General features: G+C 64.9%; 20 protein-coding genes. 10 read left to right on the forward strand and 10 right to left on the reverse strand.

Translation table 11 applies throughout. From position 1 onward, the window contains the following. Window positions 1-50: 50 nt before the first annotated feature. The 8 genes from ACNJYD_RS27775 (at window position 51) to ACNJYD_RS27810 (ending at window position 6,604) form a co-directional block, all read left to right on the forward strand. Window positions 51-1,319 carry an FCSD flavin-binding domain-containing protein gene (locus ACNJYD_RS27775; protein ID WP_439363892.1) on the forward strand — a complete coding sequence of 423 codons (1,269 nt, stop codon included), beginning with the start codon at window positions 51-53 and terminating at the stop codon, window positions 1,317-1,319. Between the two features lie 124 nt (window positions 1,320-1,443). Further along, a complete protein-coding gene (gene soxX, locus ACNJYD_RS27780; RefSeq protein WP_439363893.1) occupies window positions 1,444-1,860 on the forward strand; it encodes a sulfur oxidation c-type cytochrome SoxX in 417 nt (138 codons plus the stop codon). A gap of 4 nt (window positions 1,861-1,864) precedes the next feature. Continuing rightward, on the forward strand, window positions 1,865-2,332 hold the full coding sequence (locus ACNJYD_RS27785; RefSeq protein ID WP_439363894.1) for a SoxY-related AACIE arm protein: 468 nt from the start codon (window positions 1,865-1,867) through the stop codon (window positions 2,330-2,332). Next, window positions 2,332-2,649, forward strand: a complete 318-nt coding sequence (gene soxZ / locus ACNJYD_RS27790; protein WP_172783886.1) for a thiosulfate oxidation carrier complex protein SoxZ — start codon at window positions 2,332-2,334, stop codon at window positions 2,647-2,649. The genes ACNJYD_RS27785 and soxZ overlap by 1 nt, the downstream gene beginning before the upstream one ends. Beyond that, window positions 2,646-3,425 (forward strand): sulfur oxidation c-type cytochrome SoxA, encoded by a 780-nt coding sequence (gene soxA, locus ACNJYD_RS27795; RefSeq protein WP_439363895.1) that lies wholly within the window; start codon window positions 2,646-2,648, stop codon window positions 3,423-3,425. The genes soxZ and soxA overlap by 4 nt, the downstream gene beginning before the upstream one ends. Before the next feature lie 79 nt (window positions 3,426-3,504). After that, window positions 3,505-4,830, forward strand: coding sequence for an ABC transporter substrate-binding protein (locus ACNJYD_RS27800; protein ID WP_212254732.1), 1,326 nt, complete (start codon window positions 3,505-3,507; stop codon window positions 4,828-4,830). After that, a complete protein-coding gene (locus ACNJYD_RS27805) occupies window positions 4,827-5,765 on the forward strand; it encodes a carbohydrate ABC transporter permease (protein WP_172783883.1) in 939 nt (312 codons plus the stop codon). Before ACNJYD_RS27800 ends, ACNJYD_RS27805 begins: the two co-directional genes overlap by 4 nt. Before the next feature lie 14 nt (window positions 5,766-5,779). Then, window positions 5,780-6,604, forward strand: a complete 825-nt coding sequence (locus ACNJYD_RS27810; protein WP_172783882.1) for a carbohydrate ABC transporter permease — start codon at window positions 5,780-5,782, stop codon at window positions 6,602-6,604. Window positions 6,605-6,655: 51 nt separating this feature from the next. Here ACNJYD_RS27810 and ACNJYD_RS27815 read toward each other — a convergent pair whose 3' ends face one another. The 3 genes from ACNJYD_RS27815 to ACNJYD_RS27825 all read right to left on the reverse strand — a co-directional run bounded on the left by ACNJYD_RS27815 (window position 6,656) and on the right by ACNJYD_RS27825 (window position 10,277). Next, window positions 6,656-8,308 (reverse strand): regulator, encoded by a 1,653-nt coding sequence (locus tag ACNJYD_RS27815; RefSeq protein ID WP_439363896.1) that lies wholly within the window; start codon window positions 8,306-8,308, stop codon window positions 6,656-6,658. Between the two features lie 11 nt (window positions 8,309-8,319). After that, window positions 8,320-9,018 (reverse strand): cysteine hydrolase family protein, encoded by a 699-nt coding sequence (locus ACNJYD_RS27820; protein WP_439363897.1) that lies wholly within the window; start codon window positions 9,016-9,018, stop codon window positions 8,320-8,322. Between the two features lie 317 nt (window positions 9,019-9,335). Beyond that, window positions 9,336-10,277, reverse strand: a complete 942-nt coding sequence (locus tag ACNJYD_RS27825) for a hypothetical protein (protein WP_260382711.1) — start codon at window positions 10,275-10,277, stop codon at window positions 9,336-9,338. 164 nt (window positions 10,278-10,441) lie between these two features. On the opposite strand from ACNJYD_RS27825, the gene ACNJYD_RS27830 reads away from it, so the two are divergent. Continuing rightward, entirely contained in the window at window positions 10,442-13,918 is a 3,477-nt protein-coding gene (locus ACNJYD_RS27830; RefSeq protein WP_439363898.1) for an indolepyruvate ferredoxin oxidoreductase family protein, read from the forward strand. A 178-nt stretch (window positions 13,919-14,096) separates the two neighbouring features. Here the strand turns inward: ACNJYD_RS27830 and ACNJYD_RS27835 are convergent, their stop codons facing one another. The 3 genes from ACNJYD_RS27835 to ACNJYD_RS27845 form a co-directional block, all read right to left on the reverse strand. Next, a complete protein-coding gene (locus ACNJYD_RS27835) occupies window positions 14,097-15,116 on the reverse strand; it encodes a S1C family serine protease (RefSeq protein ID WP_439363899.1) in 1,020 nt (339 codons plus the stop codon). 91 nt (window positions 15,117-15,207) lie between these two features. Then, entirely contained in the window at window positions 15,208-15,654 is a 447-nt protein-coding gene (locus ACNJYD_RS27840; protein ID WP_439363900.1) for a hypothetical protein, read from the reverse strand. Window positions 15,655-15,849: 195 nt separating this feature from the next. Beyond that, the gene (locus tag ACNJYD_RS27845; RefSeq protein WP_439363901.1) at window positions 15,850-17,448 is read right to left on the reverse strand and encodes a GMC family oxidoreductase; all 1,599 of its coding nucleotides are present in this window, start codon (window positions 17,446-17,448) and stop codon (window positions 15,850-15,852) included. A 202-nt stretch (window positions 17,449-17,650) separates the two neighbouring features. On the opposite strand from ACNJYD_RS27845, the gene ACNJYD_RS27850 reads away from it, so the two are divergent. After that, window positions 17,651-18,439: a thermonuclease family protein gene (locus tag ACNJYD_RS27850; RefSeq protein WP_439363902.1), complete on the forward strand. Its 789-nt coding sequence runs from the start codon at window positions 17,651-17,653 to the stop codon at window positions 18,437-18,439. Between the two features lie 229 nt (window positions 18,440-18,668). Here ACNJYD_RS27850 and cyoD read toward each other — a convergent pair whose 3' ends face one another. The 4 genes from cyoD to ACNJYD_RS27870 are packed head-to-tail and all read right to left on the reverse strand — an operon-like array spanning window position 18,669 to window position 22,489. Continuing rightward, the gene (cyoD, locus tag ACNJYD_RS27855) at window positions 18,669-19,055 is read right to left on the reverse strand and encodes a cytochrome o ubiquinol oxidase subunit IV (protein ID WP_172783873.1); all 387 of its coding nucleotides are present in this window, start codon (window positions 19,053-19,055) and stop codon (window positions 18,669-18,671) included. Beyond that, window positions 19,052-19,693: a cytochrome (ubi)quinol oxidase subunit III gene (locus ACNJYD_RS27860; RefSeq protein ID WP_439363903.1), complete on the reverse strand. Its 642-nt coding sequence runs from the start codon at window positions 19,691-19,693 to the stop codon at window positions 19,052-19,054. Before ACNJYD_RS27860 ends, cyoD begins: the two co-directional genes overlap by 4 nt. After that, window positions 19,693-21,693 carry a cytochrome o ubiquinol oxidase subunit I gene (cyoB, locus tag ACNJYD_RS27865; RefSeq protein WP_212254722.1) on the reverse strand — a complete coding sequence of 667 codons (2,001 nt, stop codon included), beginning with the start codon at window positions 21,691-21,693 and terminating at the stop codon, window positions 19,693-19,695. The genes ACNJYD_RS27860 and cyoB overlap by 1 nt, the downstream gene beginning before the upstream one ends. Continuing rightward, window positions 21,683-22,489 carry a cytochrome ubiquinol oxidase subunit II gene (locus ACNJYD_RS27870; protein ID WP_439363904.1) on the reverse strand — a complete coding sequence of 269 codons (807 nt, stop codon included), beginning with the start codon at window positions 22,487-22,489 and terminating at the stop codon, window positions 21,683-21,685. Before ACNJYD_RS27870 ends, cyoB begins: the two co-directional genes overlap by 11 nt. Window positions 22,490-22,598: the final 109 nt, after the last annotated feature.

Here is a 22,598-nt window from a genome sequence, read left to right on the forward strand (position 1 = left end):
CAAATCGCGGCGGCCATACCGGCCGCCGCAGCATTTTCCGGACAGGTCTCATGAATGCGCCGGTGACGCGGCGGAATGCCATTCTCGGCATCGCCGTCGCGGCCACATCGCTCGCCGCACCTTCGATCCTGCGCGCGCAATCGGCGGGGCGCGTCGTCGTGGTCGGCGGCGGCTTTGGCGGCGCGGCTTGCGCCCGCGCGCTCAAGCGCGCCGATGCCAAATTGCAGGTCACCCTGATCGAGCCGAACAAGACTTACATCTCCTGCCCCTTCAGCAACGAGGTGATCGCGGGCCTGCGCGAGATCGAGGCGCAGCAGTTCGGTTATGACAAGCTTGCCGCCGGGGGCATCAGCATCGTCACCCAGGCTGTGGCGGGCATCGACACGCAAACGCGTGGTGTGACGACGGGCGATGGCACCACGTTTGGCTATGACCGCCTCGTGCTCTCGCCCGGCATCGACTTCCATCTCGAAGCCCTGCCCGGCTACGACGACGCCGCGTCAGAGACGATGCCGCACGCCTGGAAAGCGGGCGCTCAGACTCTTTTGCTGCGCCGGCAATTGGAAGCGATGGGGGACGGCGGCACGGTCGCCATTGCAATCCCGGCCAATCCTTCCCGGTGCCCGCCAGCGCCTTACGAGCGCGCGAGCCTGATCGCGCATTACCTGACGTCGAGAAAGCCGCGCTCGAAAGTTCTGATCCTCGACGCCAAGGACACGTTCTCGCAGCAGCGGCTGTTCGAGAAGGCGTGGAAGGAGCTCTATGGCGACATGATCGAGCGGGTCGCACTGTCGCAAGGCGGCCGCGTCACCTCGGTCGATCCGACGACGCGAACCATCGTCACCGAATTCGGCAACTACACCCCTGATGTCGCCAACGTCATCCCGCCGCAGCGCGCGGGGCGCATCGCCGGCGTCGCAGGCGTTGCGGACGCGACCGGCTGGTGCCCGATCGATCCCGTCACGTTCGAGTCAAAACTCGTTCCGAACGTCCACGTCGTTGGCGATGCCTGCCTCGGCGGCGGCATTCCCAAATCGGCGTCCGCTGCGAGCGCGCAAGGCAAGGCTTGCGCTAGCGCGATCGTGAATCTCCTCGCCGGCCGCGCGCCGGACACGCCACGCCTGACCGGCGTCTGTTACAACGTCGTCGCGCCCGGCTACGGCTTCTCGCTCGCCGGCCACTACCAGCCGCGCGGCGACATCTTTGCCGAGGTCGAGGGCGGCACCAGCCCGGTCGATGCACCGCGCGAATTGCGCGCCCGCGAGGCCACGGAAGCGGAGCGCTGGTTTGAGACCATCACGGCGGACACCTTTGGCTAGGGCCATGATGGAAGGAGCCCTCACCCGGCGCTGCGCGCCGACCTCTCCCGCAAGCGGGAGAGGTAAGTGGAGCTCGCGGCGACCTCAGCCATCCTATCCGGTAGCTGCGATCGCGGCGCTCATCGTGGCAAGCCTCGCCCTCGCCTTGCCGACCCAAGCCGAAGAGCTCGTGCCCTACACAATCGTCGGCGACGGCATTCCCGACTCGCTCACAGGCTCACCCGGCGATGCTGCGCGCGGGCGCGCGCTGGTGCTCGCACGCACGACGACCTGCATCCTCTGCCATTCCGGCCCATTCCCGGAAACGCGGTTCCAGGGCGACCTCGCGCCTGATCTCGGCGGTGCCGGGAACCGGTGGTCCGTGAGCCAGTTGCGGCTTCGACTGGTCGATGCCTCGCGCTTCAATCCGGAGACCATCATGCCGTCCTATTATCGTAACGACGGCCTCGTTCGGGTCGGACGCAATTTTGCCGGGAAGCCAATCTTGTCGGCTGCGGAGATCGAAGACATCGTCTCATTTCTTGCAATGCTTCGGGACTAGCTTCATGCCAACCACGCGACGACAATTCTTGAACCTCGCCGGAGGCGTGACAATCGCCGGGACGATTCCAATCGTAACGCTGCGCCCGATTCAAGCGACGCCGGCGATGCTCAACACCGCGATCCGCAACGTCGTCGGCGAAGCACAGCTTCGCAGCGGCCGGGTCAAGCTCGACATTCCGCCGCTGGTCGAGAACGGCAACACGGTGCCGATGACGGTCAGCGTGACGAGCCCGATGACGGCGGACGACTACGTCAAGAGCATCCACGTCTTCAACGAAAAGAACCCGCAGCCGAACATTGGCAATTTCTATTTTGGCCCATCTTCCGGCCGAGCCCAGGTCTCGACCCGGATCCGGCTCGCCGACACCCAGAAGGTCGTCGCGATCGCGCGCCTGTCAGATGACACGTTCTGGCAGGTTGCCGCCGAAATTGTCGTGACGCTGGCGGCATGCACCGAGGAGCTGAACTGATGTCCGCTCTCATCAACGTTCCCTCGAAAGCCAAACGCGGCGAGATCATCGAGATTCGCACGCTGACCTCGCACATCATGGAAACAGGCTTCCGCCATACCGCGGACGGCAAGCTCGTGCCGCGCGACATCATCACGAGCTTCGTCTGCCGCTACAACGGCGCCGAGATCTTTCGCGCCGACCTATTTCCGGCGATCGCGGCGAACCCATATTTGTCGTTCTTTACGGTCGCCAAGGAGAGCGGCAAGTTCGAGTTCGAGTGGATCGGCGACAACGGCTATTCGTCCACCGCATCGGCATCGATCACGGTCGAATGAGCTCCTGGCGCGCGATAGCGGTGGCGATATTGCTCGTCACGGGCCCCACCCTGCTCGCCGGAGAGATCCCGTCGGATGCGCGCCGCTCCGGCTATTCGTTCATGGGTCCGGACACGCGCGCGATGCAGGATGACGACACCGCCAATCCCGGCATGCTGTTCGTGCTCGACGGCGAGCAGCTGTGGAAGAAGACGATCGGCACCGCCGACAAGGCCTGCGCGGACTGTCATGGCGATGCGCGCAGCAGCATGAAGGGCGTCGCGGCGCGCTACCCCGCCTTCGACAAGGCGCTGGGGCGCCCAATCACGCTCGATCAGCGGATCAATCTCTGCCGCGCCAATCACCAGCAGGCGACGCCGCTGCCCTACGAGAGCCGCGACCTGCTCGCATTGTCCGCCTTCGTCGGCCACCAGTCACGCGGCATTCCGATCACGGCGGGCGATGATCCGCAAGCAAAGCCATTCGCCGAGCAGGGACGCGACCTCTTCATGCAGCGCGAAGGCCAGCTCAACCTTGCCTGCAGCAACTGCCATGACGACAATTTCGACAAGCGTCTCGCCGGCGCACCCATCACGCAAGCGCAGCCGACCGGATACCCGCTCTACCGCCTGGAGTGGCAGACGTTGGGCTCAGTAGAGCGTCGGTTGCGCAGCTGCATGAGCGGGGTCCGCGCCCAGGCCTATGATTACGGCTCGCCCGAGCTGGTCGCGCTCGAACTCTACCTGATGTCGCGGGCGCGCGGCCTGCCGATGGAAACGCCGGCCGTACGTCCCTGATGGCAGATTAGGACTAGGCAGGCGTGGTACGGCCGCTAGTATCCGTCCCAAAGAATATGAATCAAAGGGAGGATCTACATTGGCCAATTACGACATCTCGCGCCGTAGCCTGCTCAAGGGCACCGCCGCGGCCGGCGCGCTCAGCCTGACCGGCCTGCCCGCCCGCGCCGAGGTCAACTGGAAGAAATACGCCGGGACCAAGCTGGAGGTGATCCTCGCCAAGGGTCCGCGCGGCGACAACCTGCAAAAGAACATCAAGGAGTTCACCGAGCTCACCGGCATCCAGGTCGAGTCCGAGCAGATCCCCGAGCAACAGCAGCGCCAGAAGGTCGTGATCGAGCTCACCTCGGGACGGCCGAGCTTCGACGTGGTGCATCTCAGCTATCACGTGCAGAAGCGGCAGTTCGAGAAAGCCGGCTGGCTCGCCGACATGACGCCGTTCATGAAGGACCCGACGCTGACCGCACCGGATCTGGTCGAAAGCGATTTCTCGGCCGCGGGCCTGCAATACGCCAAGAACGACAAGGGCCAGATGCTGTCGCTGCCCTGGTCGGTCGACTATTTCATCCTCTACTACAACAAGGAGCTGTTCGAGAAGAAGGGCGTCGCGGTCCCCAAGACCTTCGACGAGATGGTCGCGGCCGCCGAAAAGCTCACCGACGCCAAGGATGGCACCTATGGCTTCGTCGGGCGCGGCCTGCGCAATGCCAACATGACGTTGTGGACCAATTTCTTCCTCAACTATGGCGGCGAATTCTTGGACGCCAAGGGCAATATCCAGACCGACGGCCCGGAAGCGGTCGCGGCCACAAAGCTCTATCAGACGCTGCTGACCAAGGTCGCCCCGCCCGGCGTCGCCGGCTTCAACTGGATGGAGTCGATGGCTTCCTTCACGCAAGGACGTTCGGCGATGTGGATCGACGGCGTCGGCTGGGCGCCGCCGCTGGAGGATCCCGCCGCCTCGCGCGTCGTCGGCAAGGTCGGCTACACCGTCGTGCCGGCCGGACCGAAGGGGCAGTATTCGGCCACTTACGGCGACGGCATCGGCATTGCCGCGGCCAGCAAGAACAAGGAAGCCGCCTATTTGCTCTGCCAATGGGTGGTCTCGAAGAAGCAGGGTGCGCGGCTGCTGCAGGCCGGCGGCGGCGTGCCGTTCCGCAACTCGATCCTGAACGATCCCGAGATCCAGAGCGGCGTGAAGATGCCCAAGGAGTGGCTGCAATCGGTGATCGATTCTGCCAAGATCAGCAAGCTCGGCCTGCCCGTCGTGATTCCGGTCGCCGAGTTCCGCGATCTCGTCGGCGCGGCGCTCACCTCGACATTGTCAGGCGCCGATCCCGCAACCGAGCTGAAGAAGGCGCACGAACAATATCGGCCGATCCTGGAGCGTAGCGAAAAGGCGTGAGTGCGTTGACACAATCGACTCCGGCCGCGGCTTCGACCGAGGCCGCGCCGGAGAAGGAATTGCGGCCGCCATCCTACTGGCCGTTCGTGGTGCCGGCGCTGGTCGTCGTGCTCGCCATCATCATCTTCCCGTGGGTCTTCACGATCTGGATGAGCCTGAACGAATGGAAGGTCGGCTCGCCCACCACCTTCGTCGGATTCTCCAACTATCTGCGGCTCACGAGCGATCCGCGCTTTCTAGAGGCGGTCGGCCACACGCTGGTCTACACCGTGCTGTCGGTGGTGCTGCCGCTGATCCTCGGCACACTCTCTGCCGTGGTGTTTCACCAGAACTTCGCCGGCCGCGGATTTCTGCGCGGCATCTTCATCATGCCGATGATGGCGACGCCCGTGGCGATCGCACTGGTCTGGACCATGATGTTCCACCCGCAGCTCGGTGTGCTCAATTACCTGCTGTCGCTGGTCGGGATTCCCGCGCAGCTCTGGGTGTTTCATCCCGCGACCGTCATTCCCTCGCTGGTGCTGGTCGAGACCTGGCAGTGGACGCCGCTGGTGATGCTGATCGTGCTCGGCGGCCTCGCCGCGATCCCGACCGAGCCTTACGAGAGCGCGCAGATCGACGGCGCCAGCTTCTGGCAGGTGTTCCGCTTCATCACCCTGCCGCTGATCATGCCGTTCCTGTTCATCGCCGGCATGATCCGCATGATCGACGCGGTGAAGAGCTTCGACATCATCTTCGCGATCACGCAAGGTGGCCCGGGCTCGGCATCGGAGACGATCAACATCTATCTCTACAGCGTCGCCTTCACCTATTACGACCTCGGCTACGGCTCGGCCATCGCGGTCGTGTTCTTCCTGCTGATCGTCCTGCTCGCGGCGGTGATGCTCTACGCCCGCCAGCGCATGCTGTGGACCGAGATCGCGAGCGGCGCATGACACCCCGTCAGATCATGACACCCCGTCAGATCATCGGCAAAATCGGTCTGTGGCTGTCCGTGCTCGTCATCGTCTCGCCGGCGATCCTGTTCTTTCTCTGGATGCTCTCGCTGTCGCTCAAGTTCGAGGTCGATAATGCGGCCTACCCGCCGGTGTTCTTTCCGGATCGCATCGCCTGGAAGAACTATGCCGACGTGCTCGCCTCCAACCGCTTCCTGACCTATTTCATCAACAGTCTGATCGTCACCGGCAGCTCGACCGCGCTGGCGCTGCTGGTCGGCGTCCCCGCCGGCTACGGCATCGCGCGCATGGCCGCGCATAAATCCGCGATCGTGATCCTGATCGCCCGCATCACGCCCGGCCTATCCTATTTGATCCCGCTGTTCCTGCTGTTCCAGTGGCTCGGCCTGCTCGGCACGCTGGTGCCGCAGATCATCATCCATCTCGTCGTCACCGTGCCGATCGTGATCTGGATCATGATCGGCTATTTCGAGACGACGCCGATGGAGCTGGAGGAAGCCGCCCTGATCGATGGCGCCGGCCGCTGGCAGGTCTTCCGCCACGTTGCGCTGCCGATTGCCAAGCCCGGCATCGCGGTCGCTTTCATTCTCGCCGTGATCTTCTCCTGGAACAACTTTGTGTTCGGCATCGTGCTGGCCGGGCGCGAGACCCGCACCCTGCCAGTTGCGGTCTATAACATGATCTCGTTCGACCAGCTGAGCTGGGGACCGCTGGCCGCCGCCGCGCTGATCGTGACCTTCCCGGTGCTGCTGCTCACCGTGCTGGCGCAGCGGCAGATCGTGGCCGGGCTGACTGCGGGAGCCGTGAAGGGCGGATGAAAAATGAAGCGGCCGGACGCCTCCTCGTCGCCCGGCCGTTGCGATTTCGCCTTATTCCGCCGGCGCTGCCGACATCTCAGGATGCGCGGCGTAGTGCTCGCTGGCGCCGAGCTTGCTGGCGGCGAACAGGCCGGCGGCCACCACGGCGTAGGCCAGCGCGACCGCCGGCGTCACGCCAAAGCCGCCGCCAATACCGACGGCCTCGCCGTGCATGAAGCCGAAGTAAGTCAGCACCGCACCGACGAGCGCGAACGCCGAGGCCTTCTCGAAATCGCGCTCGATGATGAAGACGCCGATCGCACCCAGGATGAGGCCGCCGAGAATGGAGCCGCCGCCCATCACCTCTAGGCCGTGATAGAACACGCCCTGCTGCGGCAGCGCGGCAATCGCGGCCGCCTTGACCGCATCGGCCTTGTCGGCCGCCAAGCCGCCGACGCTGGCTGCCGCATTCATGGTGGAGCCGAGCATGGTGTCGATCTGGAGCTTGGCCCAAGCGGCCAAATGCGGCGTCAGCGCCAGCACGATCGCGGGCGCATGCTTGACCGGCGTGGTCTGGAACGCCTGCGCGCCGATCAGCATGCCGATGTAGAGCAGGATCGGCGAGATCGCGACGACGGGCACCAGCGCCAGCAGCACCGAGATGATGCCGAACCAGGACAGCACCACCACCATGATGCCGGTCGCCGCCGAATAGCCGATGCGGCCGCCCATCGCCTTCCATCCGGGATGGCCGATATAGACGGCGTTGATGAAGGGATTGCCCATCAGGCAGCCGATCAGGCTGACGACGCCGTCGGCGGTGAGCACGCGCGTGGTCGGATAGTCGTCGCCGGCCGCTTCCGCGCTCTCGACATTGTCCATGGCCTCGACGAGGTCGTAGATGCCGAACGGAATGGCGGTGACCAGGATGATGCCGAGGAACTCGAAGCCGGAGAAGACGTAGGCCACGGCCGGGATCGGCACCGAGAAGCCGAAATTGGCAAAGGCCGCGCCGACACCCGCGATGCTCAGGCCGCCGAGACCGAGCCCGAACAGGTTCGAGCCCCAGGCGATGATCATGCCGGCCGCGATGGCGACGAGGCCCGCGGGAATGCCGCGCCAGTATTTCACGCCGCCGAACCAGCTCAGCAGGATGATGGCGAAGCAGACGAGGCCGATCTGCGGCGTCATGTACATCTCGAGCGCCGGCCGCATCGAGATGAAGGTGACGGAAACGCCGGCGAGCGTGCCGAGCAGCGCCGCGCGCGGCGTGATCTTGCGGATGAACGGCGCGATAAAGCCGCCGATCATCAGGATAAAGCTCTGGAAGAACACCCAGACGAGACCCGCCGACCAGCCCTTGAGCGGATCGCCGGTCTTGAGCGTGATCGGCAGCATGATCACGAAGGTGACAATGAACATGTGCGGCACGCTGACGCCCGACGGCAGCGCGCAGACGTCGTTGCGGCCGGTCTTCTGGGCGAGGCGATAGGCGAGATAGGCGTAATAGAAGGTGGACAGGCACATCATCAGCCCCAGCGCGGGCAGGATGCGGCCGAACACGAGGCTATCGGGCATCTTCAGCACGAAGCGCAACAGGCCCGTGAGCACCAGCATGTTGACGAGGATGTTGGTGCCGAAGCCGAAAAACGCGTTCCAGTCGCCCGATGTCCATAGCGCCGGCTTGAATCCAGACTTGCCGGCCGTCCCCGTCAATGTGCTCATGATAGTACCCCCTATGTGGTCGAAATCTTCATCGCCTCCAAAACTGCGGCTGAATCCGCGACCCAGCCGAAGATGCCGCCCTGGGCCTTGATCATCTTCAGGCCCATCTCGTGAAACTCGGGGAAGTAGGACGCACAGCCATCGGCGATGACGACGCAGCGATAGCCGCGGTCATTGGCCTCGCGCACCGTGGTATTGACGCACACTTCCGTGGTGACGCCGCACACGAGCAAATTCTCGATGCCGTATTTCTCCAGGACCTCGCCGAGCTCGGTCGCGTAGAAGGCGCCCTTGCCGGGCTTGTCGATCACGATTTCGCTGTCGAGCGGATAGAGCTCGGGAATGATGTCGTGGCCGGCCTCGCCGCGAATGAGGATGCGCCCCATCGGACCGGGATCGCCGATGCGAAGGCTCGGCGCGCCGCGCTCGACCTTCGCCGGCGGCGCGTCGGAGAGATCGGGCAGATGGCCCTCGCGCGTGTGGATGACCAACATGCCGCTGTCGCGCGCCGCCGTCAGCACTGCGCCGATCGGCTTCACCGCGCGCGCGAGCTGGCTGACGTCGTTGCCCAGCGTCTCGCCGAAGCCGCCGGGCTCCATGAAATCCCGCTGCATGTCGATGATGAGAAGCGCGGTGGCGGGCCAGTCGAGCGTGATCGGCTCGGGCTCGGCGCTGACGACGCCCTTTGTCGGCTTGGCTGAGTTCAACATGACGGCCCCGCGAGAACTCTCCTGGCCGGGAGTTCTGCAAGCGCCGTGCCATTGTGTACAATTGCGGTCCGGAGCACCGCGCGAGGAAATTTTCTGCGCTATCAGAATGTTATCGGAAGAGCCCGCGCCTGCTCATTCGCTGTGCGACGGCTTTGCGACGTGCATTTGCTTAAAGGATAAGCGGGCCACGACTCTCGTTCCGCCGTCATTCCGGGGCGACGCGTCAGCGTCGAGCCCGGAATCCATCGGGCCGCGGTACGCGAGGTGAAATGGATTCCGGGTTCGCGCTACGCGCGCCCCGGAATGACGAGCAGAGGCTACCGCCCTGCCCCATACAGCCGCCGATACTCCTCCTCATACGGCGCATAAGAGTCCTTCAGCGTGGCCGCGTTGAGCAGCATGGTTGCGACCATCGTGCCCGCTTTGTCGAACACGCGCGTCTTGACCCAGGCGCTTTCGGTGCGGCGGCTGGCCGAGAGCGCGACCACCTCGCGCTCGACTTCGTATTCTTCGTCGACGAAGAGTGGGCCCTTCAGCAGGCGGATCTCCTGGTCGGCGAACAGACCGACGGCCGGGCCCTTGGCCGGCAGCGGATCGTCCTTGGAGCGGTACTGGAACAGCACGCTCAGCATCTCCATCGGGATGATCGGCTTGCCCCACGGATTGTCCGCGCCCGAATAATACGGCGAGCGCTCGGTGATGACGGCGAGCTTCTGCCGAAGCGAGAACGGATAGAGGTCGCCCATGTTCTGGTCGAACGCCATGCGCACCGTTTGCCGCTTGCCGGTCACACCGACTTGCACGTCGCGAAGGATCACCGGGTCGCCGAGCGGCTTAAGCTCGCGCAGACGCAGACCAAGAGCCGTTGGACTGTCGACGATGGAAGCCGTGCCGCGCAGCACCTCGGTGCCGTCCCGCTTGACCATTTGAATTTGACACTCCGGTTGCTCAGCCGAAGAAGCCATCAGGATCGCCTGCACCTCTTCACCCTCATAGCAGACGCTGCGATAGTGGGCAGAAAGGCAACCTCTTTCGAACCAGACCTGCCCCCATTGCCGCTCGCAAAGCGGGGCAAACTGGCTGAAATGCGTCGGGCCCTCGATCGTCCCGCCCTTGAAGCCGAGCTTCTGCGCGGTGGCGTCGTCATGGATCGAGGCATGCGCATCGTAGGTTTGCGCCTGCAGCATCTGTCGCGGCCGGCGCCACGGCCCGACCAAGGCGCCGCCGGTCTGAGTGATCTCGGTGTCGAACGCCATCATGTTTTCTCCGCGTGCAAGCCATGACTAGCAGGAGCGCCACGGATGCGGCCAGCGATATTGACTTCGCGGGCCCATCCTTTTGACTGTCACAATTCGCATCGCGCAGCCGCACTCCCTCCCGCAGCGCAAACCCCACGCCGAGCCAAGAGACGAGGACTTCCGAAATGACGCTGTTGCAGGTCGAGCTGGACGACAAATACCGGCTCGCATCGAAGCGGATCTTCCTGTCCGGCACGCAGGCCCTGGTCCGCCTGCCCATGTTGCAGCGCGAACGCGACCGGCTTCAGGGCCTCAACACCGGCGGCTTCATCTCGGGCTATCGCGGTTCCCCGCTCGGCATGTACGACCACGCCCTGTGGCGCGCGAAATCGCATCTCCAGCAGCACGACATCGCCTTCGTGCCCGGCCTCAACGAGGATCTCGCCGCCACCGCCGTCTGGGGCAGCCAGCAGGTCGGCCTGTTTCCCGGCGCCAAGGTCGATGGCGTGTTCGGCATCTGGTACGGCAAGGGCCCGGGCGTGGACCGCTCGGTGGATGCGCTCAAGCATGCCAATGCCGCCGGCACCTCGCGCAATGGCGGCGTGCTCGCGCTCGCCGGCGACGACCATGGCTGCCAGTCCTCGACGCTGGCGCATCAGAGCGAGCAGGTGTTCGCGGCGGCGCTGATCCCCGTCATCAACCCGGCAACGCTCCAGGACTATCTCGACCTCGGCCTCTACGGCTTTGCGCTGTCACGCTTCTCCGGCTGCTGGGTCGGCTTCAAGGCGATCAGCGAGACCGTCGAGAGCTCGGCCTCGATCGACAGCGACCCGGAACGCATCAGGATCGCGCTTCCCGACGATTTCGAGATGCCGCCCGGCGGCCTCAACATCCGCTGGCCCGATCCGCCGCTGGAGGCGGAGAAGCGACTGTTCGGGCCGAAGATGGCGGCGGTGCAGGCCTTCGCCCGCGCCAACCAGCTCGACCGCATCGTGCTCGATTCCAAGCCCGCACGGCTCGGCATCGTCGCGACCGGCAAGGCCTATCTCGATCTGCGCCAGGCGCTCGCCGATCTGGGCATCACCGACAAGGACGCGCAGGACCTGGGCTTGCGCATCTACAAGGTCGCACTGACCTGGCCGCTGGAGGAAAGCGGCGCGAAGCGCTTCGCCGAGGGCCTGCAGGACGTGCTGGTGGTCGAGGAGAAGCGCGGCTTCATCGAAGACCAGCTGATGCGCATCCTCTACAACGTCGATGCGTCGAAGCGCCCGACCGTGACGGGCAAGCGCGAAGAGCGCGGCGCACCGCTGTTGCCGAGCGAGGGCGAGCTGACGCCGACCATCGTCGCTGGCGCGCTGGTGGCGCGCTTGCGCAAGCTCGGCCATCACAGCCCGGTGCTGGAGCAGCGCCTGGCCCGGCTCGAGGCCTTCGACAATCCGGTCACGACGAGCACGCCGATCAAGCTCGCGCGCACGCCGTTCTTCTGCTCGGGCTGCCCGCACAACACCTCGACGCGCGTGCCCGAGGGCAGCCGCGCCATGGCCGGCATCGGCTGCCACGGCATGGCCCTGAGCATGCCGACCCGCCGCACGGATTTGATCTCGCATATGGGCGCCGAGGGCGTGAACTGGATCGGCCAGTCGCCCTTCACAACCGAGAATCACATCTTCCAGAATCTCGGCGACGGCACCTATACGCATTCCGGCTTGCTGGCGCTGCGCGCCGCCTCCGCGGCCGGCATCAACATTACGTATAAGATCCTCTACAACGACGCCGTCGCCATGACCGGCGGCCAGCCGGCCGAAGGCGCCTTCAACGTCGCGCAGATCGCCCATCAGGTCTGGGCCGAAGGCGTCAAGCGGCTCGCGATCGTCTCGGACGATCCGAGCAAGTATCCGCAAGGCAATTACTTCCCGCAAGGCGCGACCATCCACCACCGCCGCGAGCTCGACGCCGTGCAGCGCGAGCTGCGCGATATCAAGGGCCTCACGGTCATCATCTACGACCAGACCTGCGCCGCCGAGAAGCGCCGCCGCCGCAAGCGCGGGCTCTATCCCGATCCCGCCAAGCGTGCCTTCATCAACGAGCTGGTCTGCGAAGGCTGCGGCGATTGCTCGCAGGCCTCCAACTGCGTCTCGGTGCAGCCGCTGGAAACCGAATTCGGCCGCAAGCGCCAGATCGACCAGTCGAACTGCAACAAGGACTTTTCCTGCGTCGAGGGCTTTTGCCCGAGCTTCGTCACCGTCCATGGCGGTTCGTTGAAGCGGATGAAGACGTCGGCTGTGGATTCAGGCCAGCTGTTCGCCGATCTGCCGCTGCCGCCGGCGCGTGAGCTGGACGGCCCCTACAACATCCTGGTCACCGGCATCGGCGGCACCGGCGTCATCACCATCGGTGCCCTCCTCGGCATGGCCGCCCATGTCGACGGCCGCGGCTGCTCGGCGCTCGACTTCACCGGCCTGTCGCAGAAGAACGGCGCGGTGATGAGCCATGTGCGCATCGCACGGAGGCCGGAAGATATTTCCGCGGTCCGCATCACCACGGGCGGCGCCGACGTCATCCTCGGCTGCGACATGATCGTCTCGGCCGGCCGGACGGCGCTGAGCCGGGCCGAGCGCGGCGTGACCAAGGCCTACATCAACGCCGATCTGCAGCCGACCGCGAGCTTCGTGCAAAACCCCGATCTCGACTTCGAGATGGGCGCGATGCAGACCGTGCTGCGCGACGCCATCGGCGACAACAACCTCGACATTATCGACGCCACAGGCATTGCCGCGGCGCTGATGGGCGATTCCATCGCGACCAATCCCTTCATGCTCGGCTTCGCGTTCCAGAAGGGCGCGATCCCGCTGTCGCTGGAGGCCCTGCTCCGCGCCATCGAGATCAACGGCGCCGCGATCGAGATGAACAAGCTCGCCTTCACCTGGGGCCGCCTCGCCGCCCATGACATGTCGCGCGTGCGCAGCGTGCTCCAGTTCAAGGCTCGCGCGTCCGCGCCGACCAAATCGCTCGACGACATCATCGCGACGCGCGCGGAATTCCTGACCTCCTATCAGGACAAGGCCTATGCCGACCGCTACCTTGCAGCCCTCGCCAAGGTGCGCAAGGCGGAGAGCGCGGTTTCGCCCGCGTCAACCGAGCTCACCGAAGCGGTTGCCAAGAACCTGTTCAAGCTGATGTCCTACAAGGACGAATACGAGGTCGCCCGGCTCTACACCGACGGCAGCTTCGCCAAGAAAGTGTCGGAGAAATTCGACGGCGATTTCACGCTGAAGTATCATTTGGCACCGCCGATCTTCGCCAAGCGCGACAAGGTGACCGGACATCTGCAGAAGCAGGAGTTCGGCAGCTGGATGATCCACGCCTTCCGCGTGCTGGCAAAACTCAAATTCCTGCGCGGCGGCGCGTTCGACCCGTTCGGCCGCACCGAGGAGAGACGGACGGAGCAGAAGCTGATCGAGGACTATTTTGCCATGATAGATCGTTGGATCGCCGGGCTGAGGGCGGAGCAGATCCCGCTGCTGGCGCGGCTCGCGCGCGTGCCGGAGACCATCCGCGGCTTCGGGCATGTCAAGGAAGCCAGTATCAGGCTGGCGGCCGCCGAGACGGCGCGGCTCGAGGCGGAGTTCGAGAACAGCCGCTTTGCGGCGGCGGCGGAGTAGCGGTTAAAGGCGCACAGCTCTCGCCACCGTCATTGCGAGGAGCCCTCGCGACGAAGCAATCCAGAGTCTTTCCGCGGAGACAGTCTGGATTGCTTCGCTTCGCTCGCAGTGACGAGATCGTGGACACGTGCTCGCCACACCTTCTGCATCATCGCTGGACCGGGCGATTCAGTACAGTTCAGCGCGCCGGCTTGCGCTCTACGGGATCGATATCGATCGTCCGCAGGCGGCCGAGCCGCAGCACGTCCATGGCGAGCCGGCGACCGATCCGATCGCGGTCGAGCACGCGGATCAGGTCGTCGACCCCGTTGATCTCGACGCCGTCGAGCCTGATCACGACGTCGCCGGGCAACAGGCCTGCCTTGGCTGCCGGGCCGTCCGGCTCGATCTGCATCAACAGCGCGCCCATCTTGTTCTCGACGCCGGCCAGCACCGCGTGCCGCCGCGGCACCGGTGCGGTCTGCCCGGCGACACCGATATAGGCGCGACGGACATAGCCGTGGCGGATGATCTCCGACAGCACGAATTGCGCGGTGTTGCTGGCGACCGCGAAGCAGATGCCCTGCGCGCCGTTGATGATCGCCGTGTTGATGCCGATCACCTCGGCATGCGACGACACCAGCGGCCCGCCGGAATTGCCGGGATTGAGCGCGGCATCGGTCTGGATCACGTCCTCGATGGTGCGCCCGCTCACCGAGCGGATCGAGCGCCCGAGCGCCGAGACCACGCCGGCCGTCACGGTGGATTCGAAGCCGAGCGGATTGCCGATCGCGATCACGAGCTGGCCACGCCGCAACGTCTTGGAATTGCCGAGCGCGGCATAGGGCAGATCGCGCACGCCGTTGGCGCGCAGCAGCGCAAGATCAGTGTCGGGATCAACGCCGAGCACCTGGGCGTCGCCGACACGGCCCTCGACGTCGCGCAGCCGGATCTCCTTCGACGTGCCGACGACATGGCTGTTGGTGAGCACGAGTCCGTCCGGCGAGATCACGATGCCCGAGCCGAGCCCGCCGCGCTCGCGTCTATCAGGCACTTTCGGCCCGGTCTCGACCCGCACGACCGCAGGGCCGACCCGGTCGGTGACGTCGATCACGGCATTGGAATAGGCGTCCAGCAGCGCCCGGTCATCGACCGGGGCGGCCGCCGTCTTTCGCGATGACGGTACGTCATCGGCGATATCTGAGGTGAAATCCAACATGGCAAGAGTCCTTGAGGCTCACACAAATGGTGGCCTGTTCCCGCCGGCGCAAGTGGCCCGCCTGGAGCGCAGGGCCGGACTGCCCAGATGGCTAGGGCGCCCGCCTCAGCGCGCCGCCCCTCGCCTTGACCGGATCGAGCAGCGACCAGTCGCCGTCCGGAAGCACATGGCCCTTGGGGAATGGCGCGCGCAGCTCGATCCCAAGCGAGCCCAGCACGCGGTCGTCGCGGTAGTAGCATTGCAGCACGACACGGACGAGGGTTGCGGCGGCAACGCCGTTATTGCGAAACTCCTGCGCCACCGCACCGCGCCTGGCGGCATCAAGCTCGGCGAGCGGCGCTCCGGCGAGCCGCGCCAGATGATCCAGTGCCGCCGCCACCAACTTGGTGTCGCGGCCGAGCGTTGCCAGCATGTCGGCCTGGATCGCTGGATCGTCGGCGCCCGGCACCTTGTACTCCTCGCTGGCAGGAATGATCATCGCGGCGATGGCGCGGAGATCGTCGCGCTGCCGCGGCGTGAGGGTGGGTTGATCAGACATGGCGTGCTCTTTCAAAGCTCGTGCGGCGATGACAGTGCGCTCCCTCCCCCGCTTGCGGGGGAGGGTTGGGGAGAGGGTGTCTCCGCGGAGGGATTCCCCGAGAGGAGGCAGCCCTCACCCGGCGCTCCGCGCCGACCTCTCCCGCAAGCGGGAGAGGTGCACCGAGGTCGCCGCTTGCTTGGATCCGCATCATGGTCAATCAAACAAATTGGCGAGGCGCTGCTTCATCTGGTCGGCGATGTAGAGCGCGAGGGCCTGGATGGTGGAGGTCGGGTTCACGCCGCCGGAGGTGACGAAGATGCTGCCGTCGACGATGAAGAGGTTCTTCACGTCGTGCGAGCGGCCCCATTCGTTGACGACGGAGCGCTCGGGGTCGGTGCCCATCCGCGCCGTGCCGAGCAGATGCCAGCCGCCCCAGGGGATCGGCGAGTTGACGCAGATGTCGGTCGCGCCGGCCGTTTCGAGAAACTCGCAGCCGCGCTCCAGCGCATGCTCCATCATCTTCCGGCTGTTCTCGCTGATCGTGTAGTCGATCTTCGGCGCGGGTATGCCGTGACTGTCCTTCAGCACCGGATCGAGCGTGACGCGATTGTGCTCCTCGGGCAGGTCCTCGCAGATTGCGGAGAAACCAAGCCGGTGGCCGTTGAGCTTGCGGAACACGCGGTGATGATCCTCGCCCCAGGGCAAAATGCCCTTCTGCTCGCTGACGACGGCCTCGAACACCGGCCCGGCTCCGCGCACGAACTGGACGCCGTAGCCGCGCACGAAGCCGCGCGACAGGTCGGTGTCATACCATTGCTTGCTCCACAGGCAGGTCGGCGGCGCGCGGTTAGAGTCGGTCGTCTCCTTCACATAGCCATAGATCTGCGCATAGGGATGGAACATCAGGTTCTTGCCGACGAGGCCGGAAGAATTGGCAAGCCCGTTCGGAAAGCGGCTGGAAGCCGAGTTCAGCAGCAGCCGCGGCGTGCCGACGCCGTTGCAGGCGATGATGACGACATGCGCAGGCTGAAACTGCTCGACGCCGTCCTTGTCATAATAGACCACGCCCGAGGCCATGCCGTTCTCGTCGGTGGTGATCTCGCGCACCCGGCAATGGGTGCGCAGCTCGACACCGGCGCGAATGGCGTGCGGCCAATAGGTGATGTCGGTCGAGGATTTTGCGCCTTGGGCGCAGGCCGGCGTGCAATGGCCGAGATTGATGCAGCGCGCCCGCCCCTCATAGTCCATCGTCGCGACCGTGGTGTCCGACGGCCACCAATGCCAGCCGAGCTTGTTCATGGCCTTGGCGATGATGGCCCCGGACAAGCCCATCGGCTGCTGCGGCATGGGCGGATGCGTCAGCGGCGAAAGCGGATCGCCTGATAGCCCCGACGTGCCCATCATGCGGTCGTTCTCCTCGAAGAACGGGGTCAGCGCGTCGTAGTCGATCGGCCAGTCGTCGGCGACGCCGTCCAGCGTCTTCACCTTGAAATCGGAGGGATGCAGCCGCGGCCAGTGCGCGGTGTACATCACGGTCGAGCCGCCGACCGCGTTGTAGTTCACCACCTTGATCGGAGAGTTGTCGTCGTTGATCGGGTAGTCCTCGGGCCGGCCACGGACATTCGGGCTCGACGACCATTCGCCGTAGAACTTGGCCTCCCAGTCGCGGCCCGTGCTGGGATATTCCGCCGGGTTCATCCAGCCGCCCTGCTCCAGGCAGAGGATGTGCATCTTGGTCTCGGCCAGCGACCACGCCACCGCCGCGCCCGAAGCGCCGGCGCCGATGATCAGGACGTCCACGGGGTCTTTCATCGCAACCTTGTCCTCCCCCCTCGCCGCTTACCGGGCGATTCGGCCTTTCGCGCGTCGCGAGGGCCGGTAAACGATAGGGGCAGAGCGACGGCGGAGTAAAGCTGCGGGGCGGGAATGTCGCACTTCGCGCGGCGCAGACCATTGGTCTCGCCACATCCGGATGCTAGGAACAGGGCGCACGAGCCATCGATAGCGAGACCGTATGTCCTTCCAGAAATTCTTTGCCGCCCCCCGCGCTTTTGCGCTCGTTTCGTTTCTCGCCTTGTCCGGATTTCTGGCCTCGTCCGGACCGGTTTCCGCGCTGACCGGCGCCGCGACGGTCCGGGACGGCAACTCCATCCAGGTCGGAGACGTCACCTACCGGCTCGACGGCGTCGACGCGCCGGAGCTGGACCAGGTCTGCATCGACGATCACGCCGATACCTGGACCTGCGGCATCGAGGCCCGCGATCAGCTGGCCAAGCTGGTCAACAAGCGGACGGTGCGCTGCGACGATGTCGGACCCGAGAAGAGTTTTGGCAAGCGCCACCGCGCCATCTGCACGGCCGAGGGCGACAAGGCCAGCTTGAACGAGCAGCTGATCAAGCTCGGCTTTGCCCTCGCCCGCGAGCCGATCAAGGCCAACGTGAAGCCGGCGGCCAACGAGGCCAAGACGGCGGCGGCCGGGATCTGGAAGGGCTGCTTTGTTGCGCCGCAAGATTTCCGCAGCGGCAAGAAGGACGGCGCACTGCTGGGCGCCGCCTGCCGGCCCGACCGCGACAAGGAGATCCGCGCCGTGCTGTTTCCGGAGGAGCTGACCATGCCGCCCAGCTGCAGCATCAAGGGCAAGCTCGCGGTGCGCGCCCGCGTCACCGGCAATATCGGCATCTATCATCTGCGCGGCTGCCCGAGCTACCCGGCGACCACCAAGCCGGACCGCTGGTTCTGCTCCGAGGACGACGCCCAGGCCGCCGGCTTTCGGAAGGCCTACAATTGCCGTCGGCCGAAGTGAACATTTCCTTCACGCACGCGTGAGTGGTAGTCCGAGACCGTATTGATCCGGAATTGAACTTCATCGGGAGTTGCGGCACTTATCAAAGTGCGCACGCGCTTTGCGCGAGCGTTTCCTTGGCAGACGATCCTCATCGGATTGTCTTTGCTCGGGCGTTTCCTCCCTAGACTTGGGCCGCTTGTCACCACAAGCGGCTCTTCTTTTTTGTGCGGCATTCGTGCGGGGTCTGTCACTGCGTCCGCATGATCTGGTCCATCGGCGGCATATTGGCGTTGAGATGCGCCATGATCCAGACCGTCCCGCCCACCACCAGGAACACCACCAGCAGCCCGAAGGCGAGCGCCAGCACGTTGTTGGTGTTGTCGGGGCCGGTGGTGATGTGCAGGAAGAATACGAGGTGCACGCCCATCTGCGCGATCGCAAGCACGATCAGCGCGACGGGAATCGAAGGCTGCCAGACCAGGTCGGTGCCGGCGATGAAGAACGACGTCGCCGTGAGCAACAGCGCCAGAACAAGACCGACGACATAACCCAGGATCCGCTCACCGACGCTATGCTGCTCTTCCTCGCCCGGTGCGAGGTCGCGCCCGGCCGGAATATGCGTCTGATCGCTCATGGAGCACCCCCAAGCAGGTAGACGACGGAGAACACCCCGACCCAGATGATGTCGAGTGCGTGCCAGAACAGCGCAAAGCACATCATCCGCCGCAGCACGTCGGCGCGAAAGCCTTTCGCAAACACCTGGGCCATCATGGTGAGCAGCCAGAGCACGCCGGCGGAGACGTGCAGGCCGTGGCATCCAACCAGCGAGAAGAACGCGGTCAGGAACGCACTGCGTGACGGGCCGTAGCCACGGCCGACAAGGTCGGCGAATTCGCGGAACTCGATCACCAGGAAGATGAGGCCGAGCACGCAGGTCACGCTCATGCCGAAATAGAACCAGAACCGGTTGCGCACGTCGGCGGCGATGCTGGCCATGCCGCAGGTGAAGCTCGACAGCAGCAGGCAGACCGTCTCGATCGCGACGTTCCTCTGCTCGAAGATCTCCGCGCCCTTGGGGCCGCCGGCGGTCTGGCCTGACAGCACCGCATAGGCCGCAAAGAAGCAGGAGAACATCACGATGTCGGAGAGCAGGAAGACCCAGAAGCCGTAGGCGGTCACGATCCGCTTCGGCGCGGGCCCGGGATGCTCGATGACGACGCCGATGTGATGGGGATCGGCGTGCGCATGGCCGACGGTTGCTGTCATCGCCATCACACCGCTCCCGCCATGCTGACGAGGCTGCGCCGTTCCTCGATATTGACGCGGTCGATCGCGGCGACCTCCGCGGCCGGAATGACGTACTCGTCATGGTCGCGCCAGGCGAACACGACGAAGGTCGCGAACGCGCCGATCCCCCCCAGGATCACCATCCACCAGATGTGCCAGATCAGGGCGAAGCCCATGATGGTGGCGAAGAACGCGCAGACGAAGCCGGTAGGAGAATTGCGCGGCATCTCGATGTCCTGATATTCGGGCACGTCATGCTCGAACGATTGCTGCCGGGCGTGCACCTTCATGTCCCAATAGGCGTCTTCACCGCGAACATCGGGATGGAAGGCGAAGTTGAACACCGGCGGCGGCGACGAGGTCGCCCATTCCAGCGAGCGACCGTCCCAGGGATCGCCGGTGCGGTCGCGCAGCGCCTCGCGATTGCGGATGCTGACCACGAGCTGCACGATCTGGCAGATCACACCCATCGTCAGCACGGCCATGCCGAGTGCAGCGATGATCATCCAGGGCCGCCAGGCCGCGACGTCATAGTGCTGCATGCGCCGGGTCATGCCGAGCATGCCGACGATGTAGAGCGGCATGAAGGTGACGTAGAAGCCCGTGAAGGTGAACCAGAACGCCGCCTTGCCCCAGCGCTCGTCGAGGCGGAAACCGAACGCCTTCGGAAACCAGTATTCGAAGCCGGCGAAGGCGCCGAACAGCACGCCGCCGATGATGACGTTGTGGAAATGCGCGACCAGGAACATGCTGTTGTGGAGCATGAAGTCCGCCGGCGGCACCGCGACCAGGACGCCCGTCAATCCGCCGATGATGAAGGTGACCATGAAGCCGACCGACCACAACATCGGTGTCGCAAAGCGGATGCGGCCGCCATACATCGTGAACAGCCAGTTATAGATCTTCACGCCGGTCGGCACCGCGATGATCATGCTGGCGATGCCGAAGATGGCGTTGACGTTCGGCCCTGCCCCCATCGTGAAGAAATGGTGCAGCCAGACCATGAAGGAGATGACGCAGATCGCCATGGTCGCAAGCACCATGGAGCGGTAGCCGAACAGCGCCTTGCCGGAGAAGGTCGAGACCACCTCGGAGAAGATGCCGAAGGCCGGCAGCACCAAAATATAGACCTCGGGATGGCCCCAGGCCCAGATCAGGTTCATGAACATCATGACGTTGCCGCCGGCCTCGTTGGTGAAGAAGTGGAAGCCGAGATAGCGGTCGAGCAGCAGCATCGCGAGCGTCGCGGTGAGGATCGGGAACGCCGCGACGATGAGGAGGTTCGAGGCCAGCGTGGTCCAGCAGAACATCGGCATGCGCAGGTAGTTCATGCCCCTGGTACGCAGCTTCAGCACGGTGGTGACGAGATTGATGCCGGCCACCAGCGTGCCGACGCCGGAGATCTGCAGCGACCAGGCGTAATAATCGACGCCGACGCCGGGCGAGTAGGACAATTCCGATAGCGGCGGAAAGGCGAGCCAGCCGGTGCGCGCGAACTCGCCCACCACGAGCGAGACATTGACCAATAGCGCGCCGGTCGCCGTCAGCCAGAACCCGACCGAATTGAGCGTCGGGAAGGCGACGTCGCGCACGCCGAGCTGGAGCGGCACGACGAGGTTCATCAGCCCGATCACGAACGGCATCGCCACGAAGAAGATCATGATGGTGCCGTGCGCCGAGAAGATCTGGTTGTAGTGCTCCGGCGGCAGATAGCCCTGCGACTGATAGGCCACCGCTTGCTGGATCCGCATCATGATGGCGTCGCTGCCGCCGCGCAGCAGCATCACCGATGCCAGCAGGATGTACATGACGCCGATGCGCTTGTGATCGACGCTGGTGATCCATTCGTGCCAGAGATAGGGCAGATGTCCCTTGACGGCGACCCAGGCCAGCACGCCGAGGATGGCGACCAGCACCACCGCGCCGGCGACGAGCGGAATCGGCTGGTCGAACGGGATGGCCGACCAATCGAGCTTACCGAGCATCATGGCCTCCACTGTGCGACCGGCCTGCTTCGGACGCGAGCTCCGGCCCGGGCCCGGGCGGAATGTGCTGGGTCGCGATCAGATCGAACAGGCGCGGGTCTTCGAGGCGGTAGGTCGGCCGGCCCCGCTCGACACCCTGCTGCATCAGCTTCTTGTAGCTGTCCTCGTTCAGCACCGCATCCGTCTTCGCCGTATTCGCCACCCAGTCCGGAAAGGCGAGCGGCGAGATCACGTGGACGTCGAACATCATGTCCGGGAAGCCGTCGCCGGAGAAATGTGCCGACAGGCCCTGAAGCTTGCCTTCGTTGTCGGCGCGCAGGTTCAGCTTCGTCACCATGCCGTTCATGGTGTAGATCATGCTGCCGAGCTGCGGGATGAAGAACGTGTTCATCACGCTCGACGATGTCAGCTGGAAATTCAGCTCGGCGCCGGTCGGCACCGTCAGCGTGTTGACGGTGGCGATGCGCTGGTCCGGATAGATGAAGAGCCATTTCCAATCGAGCGAGACGGCCTGGATCCGCACCGGGCTGCCGGTACCGGGCACGGGCGCTGCGGGATCGAGCTGGTGCGAGCCGATCCAGGCGACGCCGCCGAGCAGGATCACGGTGAGCGCCGGGATCGCCCACACCACCATCTCGACGCGGCCGGAATAGACGAACTCCGGCTGATAGCGCGCCCTTGGATTCGAGGCGCGAAACCAGAACGCAAAGGCCAGAATCGCGAAAATGGTCGGCACCACGATCACGAGCATGATGAAGACGGAATCGACCAGGATGGTGCTGTTGGCGGCAGCCACGGGCCCTTGTGGGTCGAGCAGATTCATCGGCAAGCCACTGGTGGTTGGGAAGCCCCGGGGCTGAGCCTAGCGCGGGAAAGGCTCCGCAACAAACGCTGCGAGGTCGGAA

Source organism: Bradyrhizobium sp. SPXBL-02 (assembly GCF_051853065.1).
GTDB lineage: Bacteria > Pseudomonadota > Alphaproteobacteria > Rhizobiales > Xanthobacteraceae > Bradyrhizobium.

Coding starts and splice junctions, on each gene's coding strand:
- ACNJYD_RS27775 (WP_439363892.1), top strand. CDS start 51: ATGAATGCGCCGGTGACGCGGCGGAATGCCATTCTCGGCATCGCCGTC.
- ACNJYD_RS27785 (WP_439363894.1), top strand. CDS start 1,865: ATGCCAACCACGCGACGACAATTCTTGAACCTCGCCGGAGGCGTGACA.
- soxZ (WP_172783886.1), top strand. CDS start 2,332: ATGTCCGCTCTCATCAACGTTCCCTCGAAAGCCAAACGCGGCGAGATC.
- soxA (WP_439363895.1), top strand. CDS start 2,646: ATGAGCTCCTGGCGCGCGATAGCGGTGGCGATATTGCTCGTCACGGGC.
- ACNJYD_RS27810 (WP_172783882.1), top strand. CDS start 5,780: ATGACACCCCGTCAGATCATCGGCAAAATCGGTCTGTGGCTGTCCGTG.
- ACNJYD_RS27815 (WP_439363896.1), bottom strand. CDS start 8,308: ATGAGCACATTGACGGGGACGGCCGGCAAGTCTGGATTCAAGCCGGCG.
- ACNJYD_RS27820 (WP_439363897.1), bottom strand. CDS start 9,018: ATGTTGAACTCAGCCAAGCCGACAAAGGGCGTCGTCAGCGCCGAGCCC.
- ACNJYD_RS27825 (WP_260382711.1), bottom strand. CDS start 10,277: ATGATGGCGTTCGACACCGAGATCACTCAGACCGGCGGCGCCTTGGTC.
- ACNJYD_RS27830 (WP_439363898.1), top strand. CDS start 10,442: ATGACGCTGTTGCAGGTCGAGCTGGACGACAAATACCGGCTCGCATCG.
- ACNJYD_RS27835 (WP_439363899.1), bottom strand. CDS start 15,116: ATGTTGGATTTCACCTCAGATATCGCCGATGACGTACCGTCATCGCGA.
- ACNJYD_RS27840 (WP_439363900.1), bottom strand. CDS start 15,654: ATGTCTGATCAACCCACCCTCACGCCGCGGCAGCGCGACGATCTCCGC.
- ACNJYD_RS27845 (WP_439363901.1), bottom strand. CDS start 17,448: ATGAAAGACCCCGTGGACGTCCTGATCATCGGCGCCGGCGCTTCGGGC.
- ACNJYD_RS27850 (WP_439363902.1), top strand. CDS start 17,651: ATGTCCTTCCAGAAATTCTTTGCCGCCCCCCGCGCTTTTGCGCTCGTT.
- cyoD (WP_172783873.1), bottom strand. CDS start 19,055: ATGAGCGATCAGACGCATATTCCGGCCGGGCGCGACCTCGCACCGGGC.
- ACNJYD_RS27860 (WP_439363903.1), bottom strand. CDS start 19,693: ATGGCGATGACAGCAACCGTCGGCCATGCGCACGCCGATCCCCATCAC.
- cyoB (WP_212254722.1), bottom strand. CDS start 21,693: ATGCTCGGTAAGCTCGATTGGTCGGCCATCCCGTTCGACCAGCCGATT.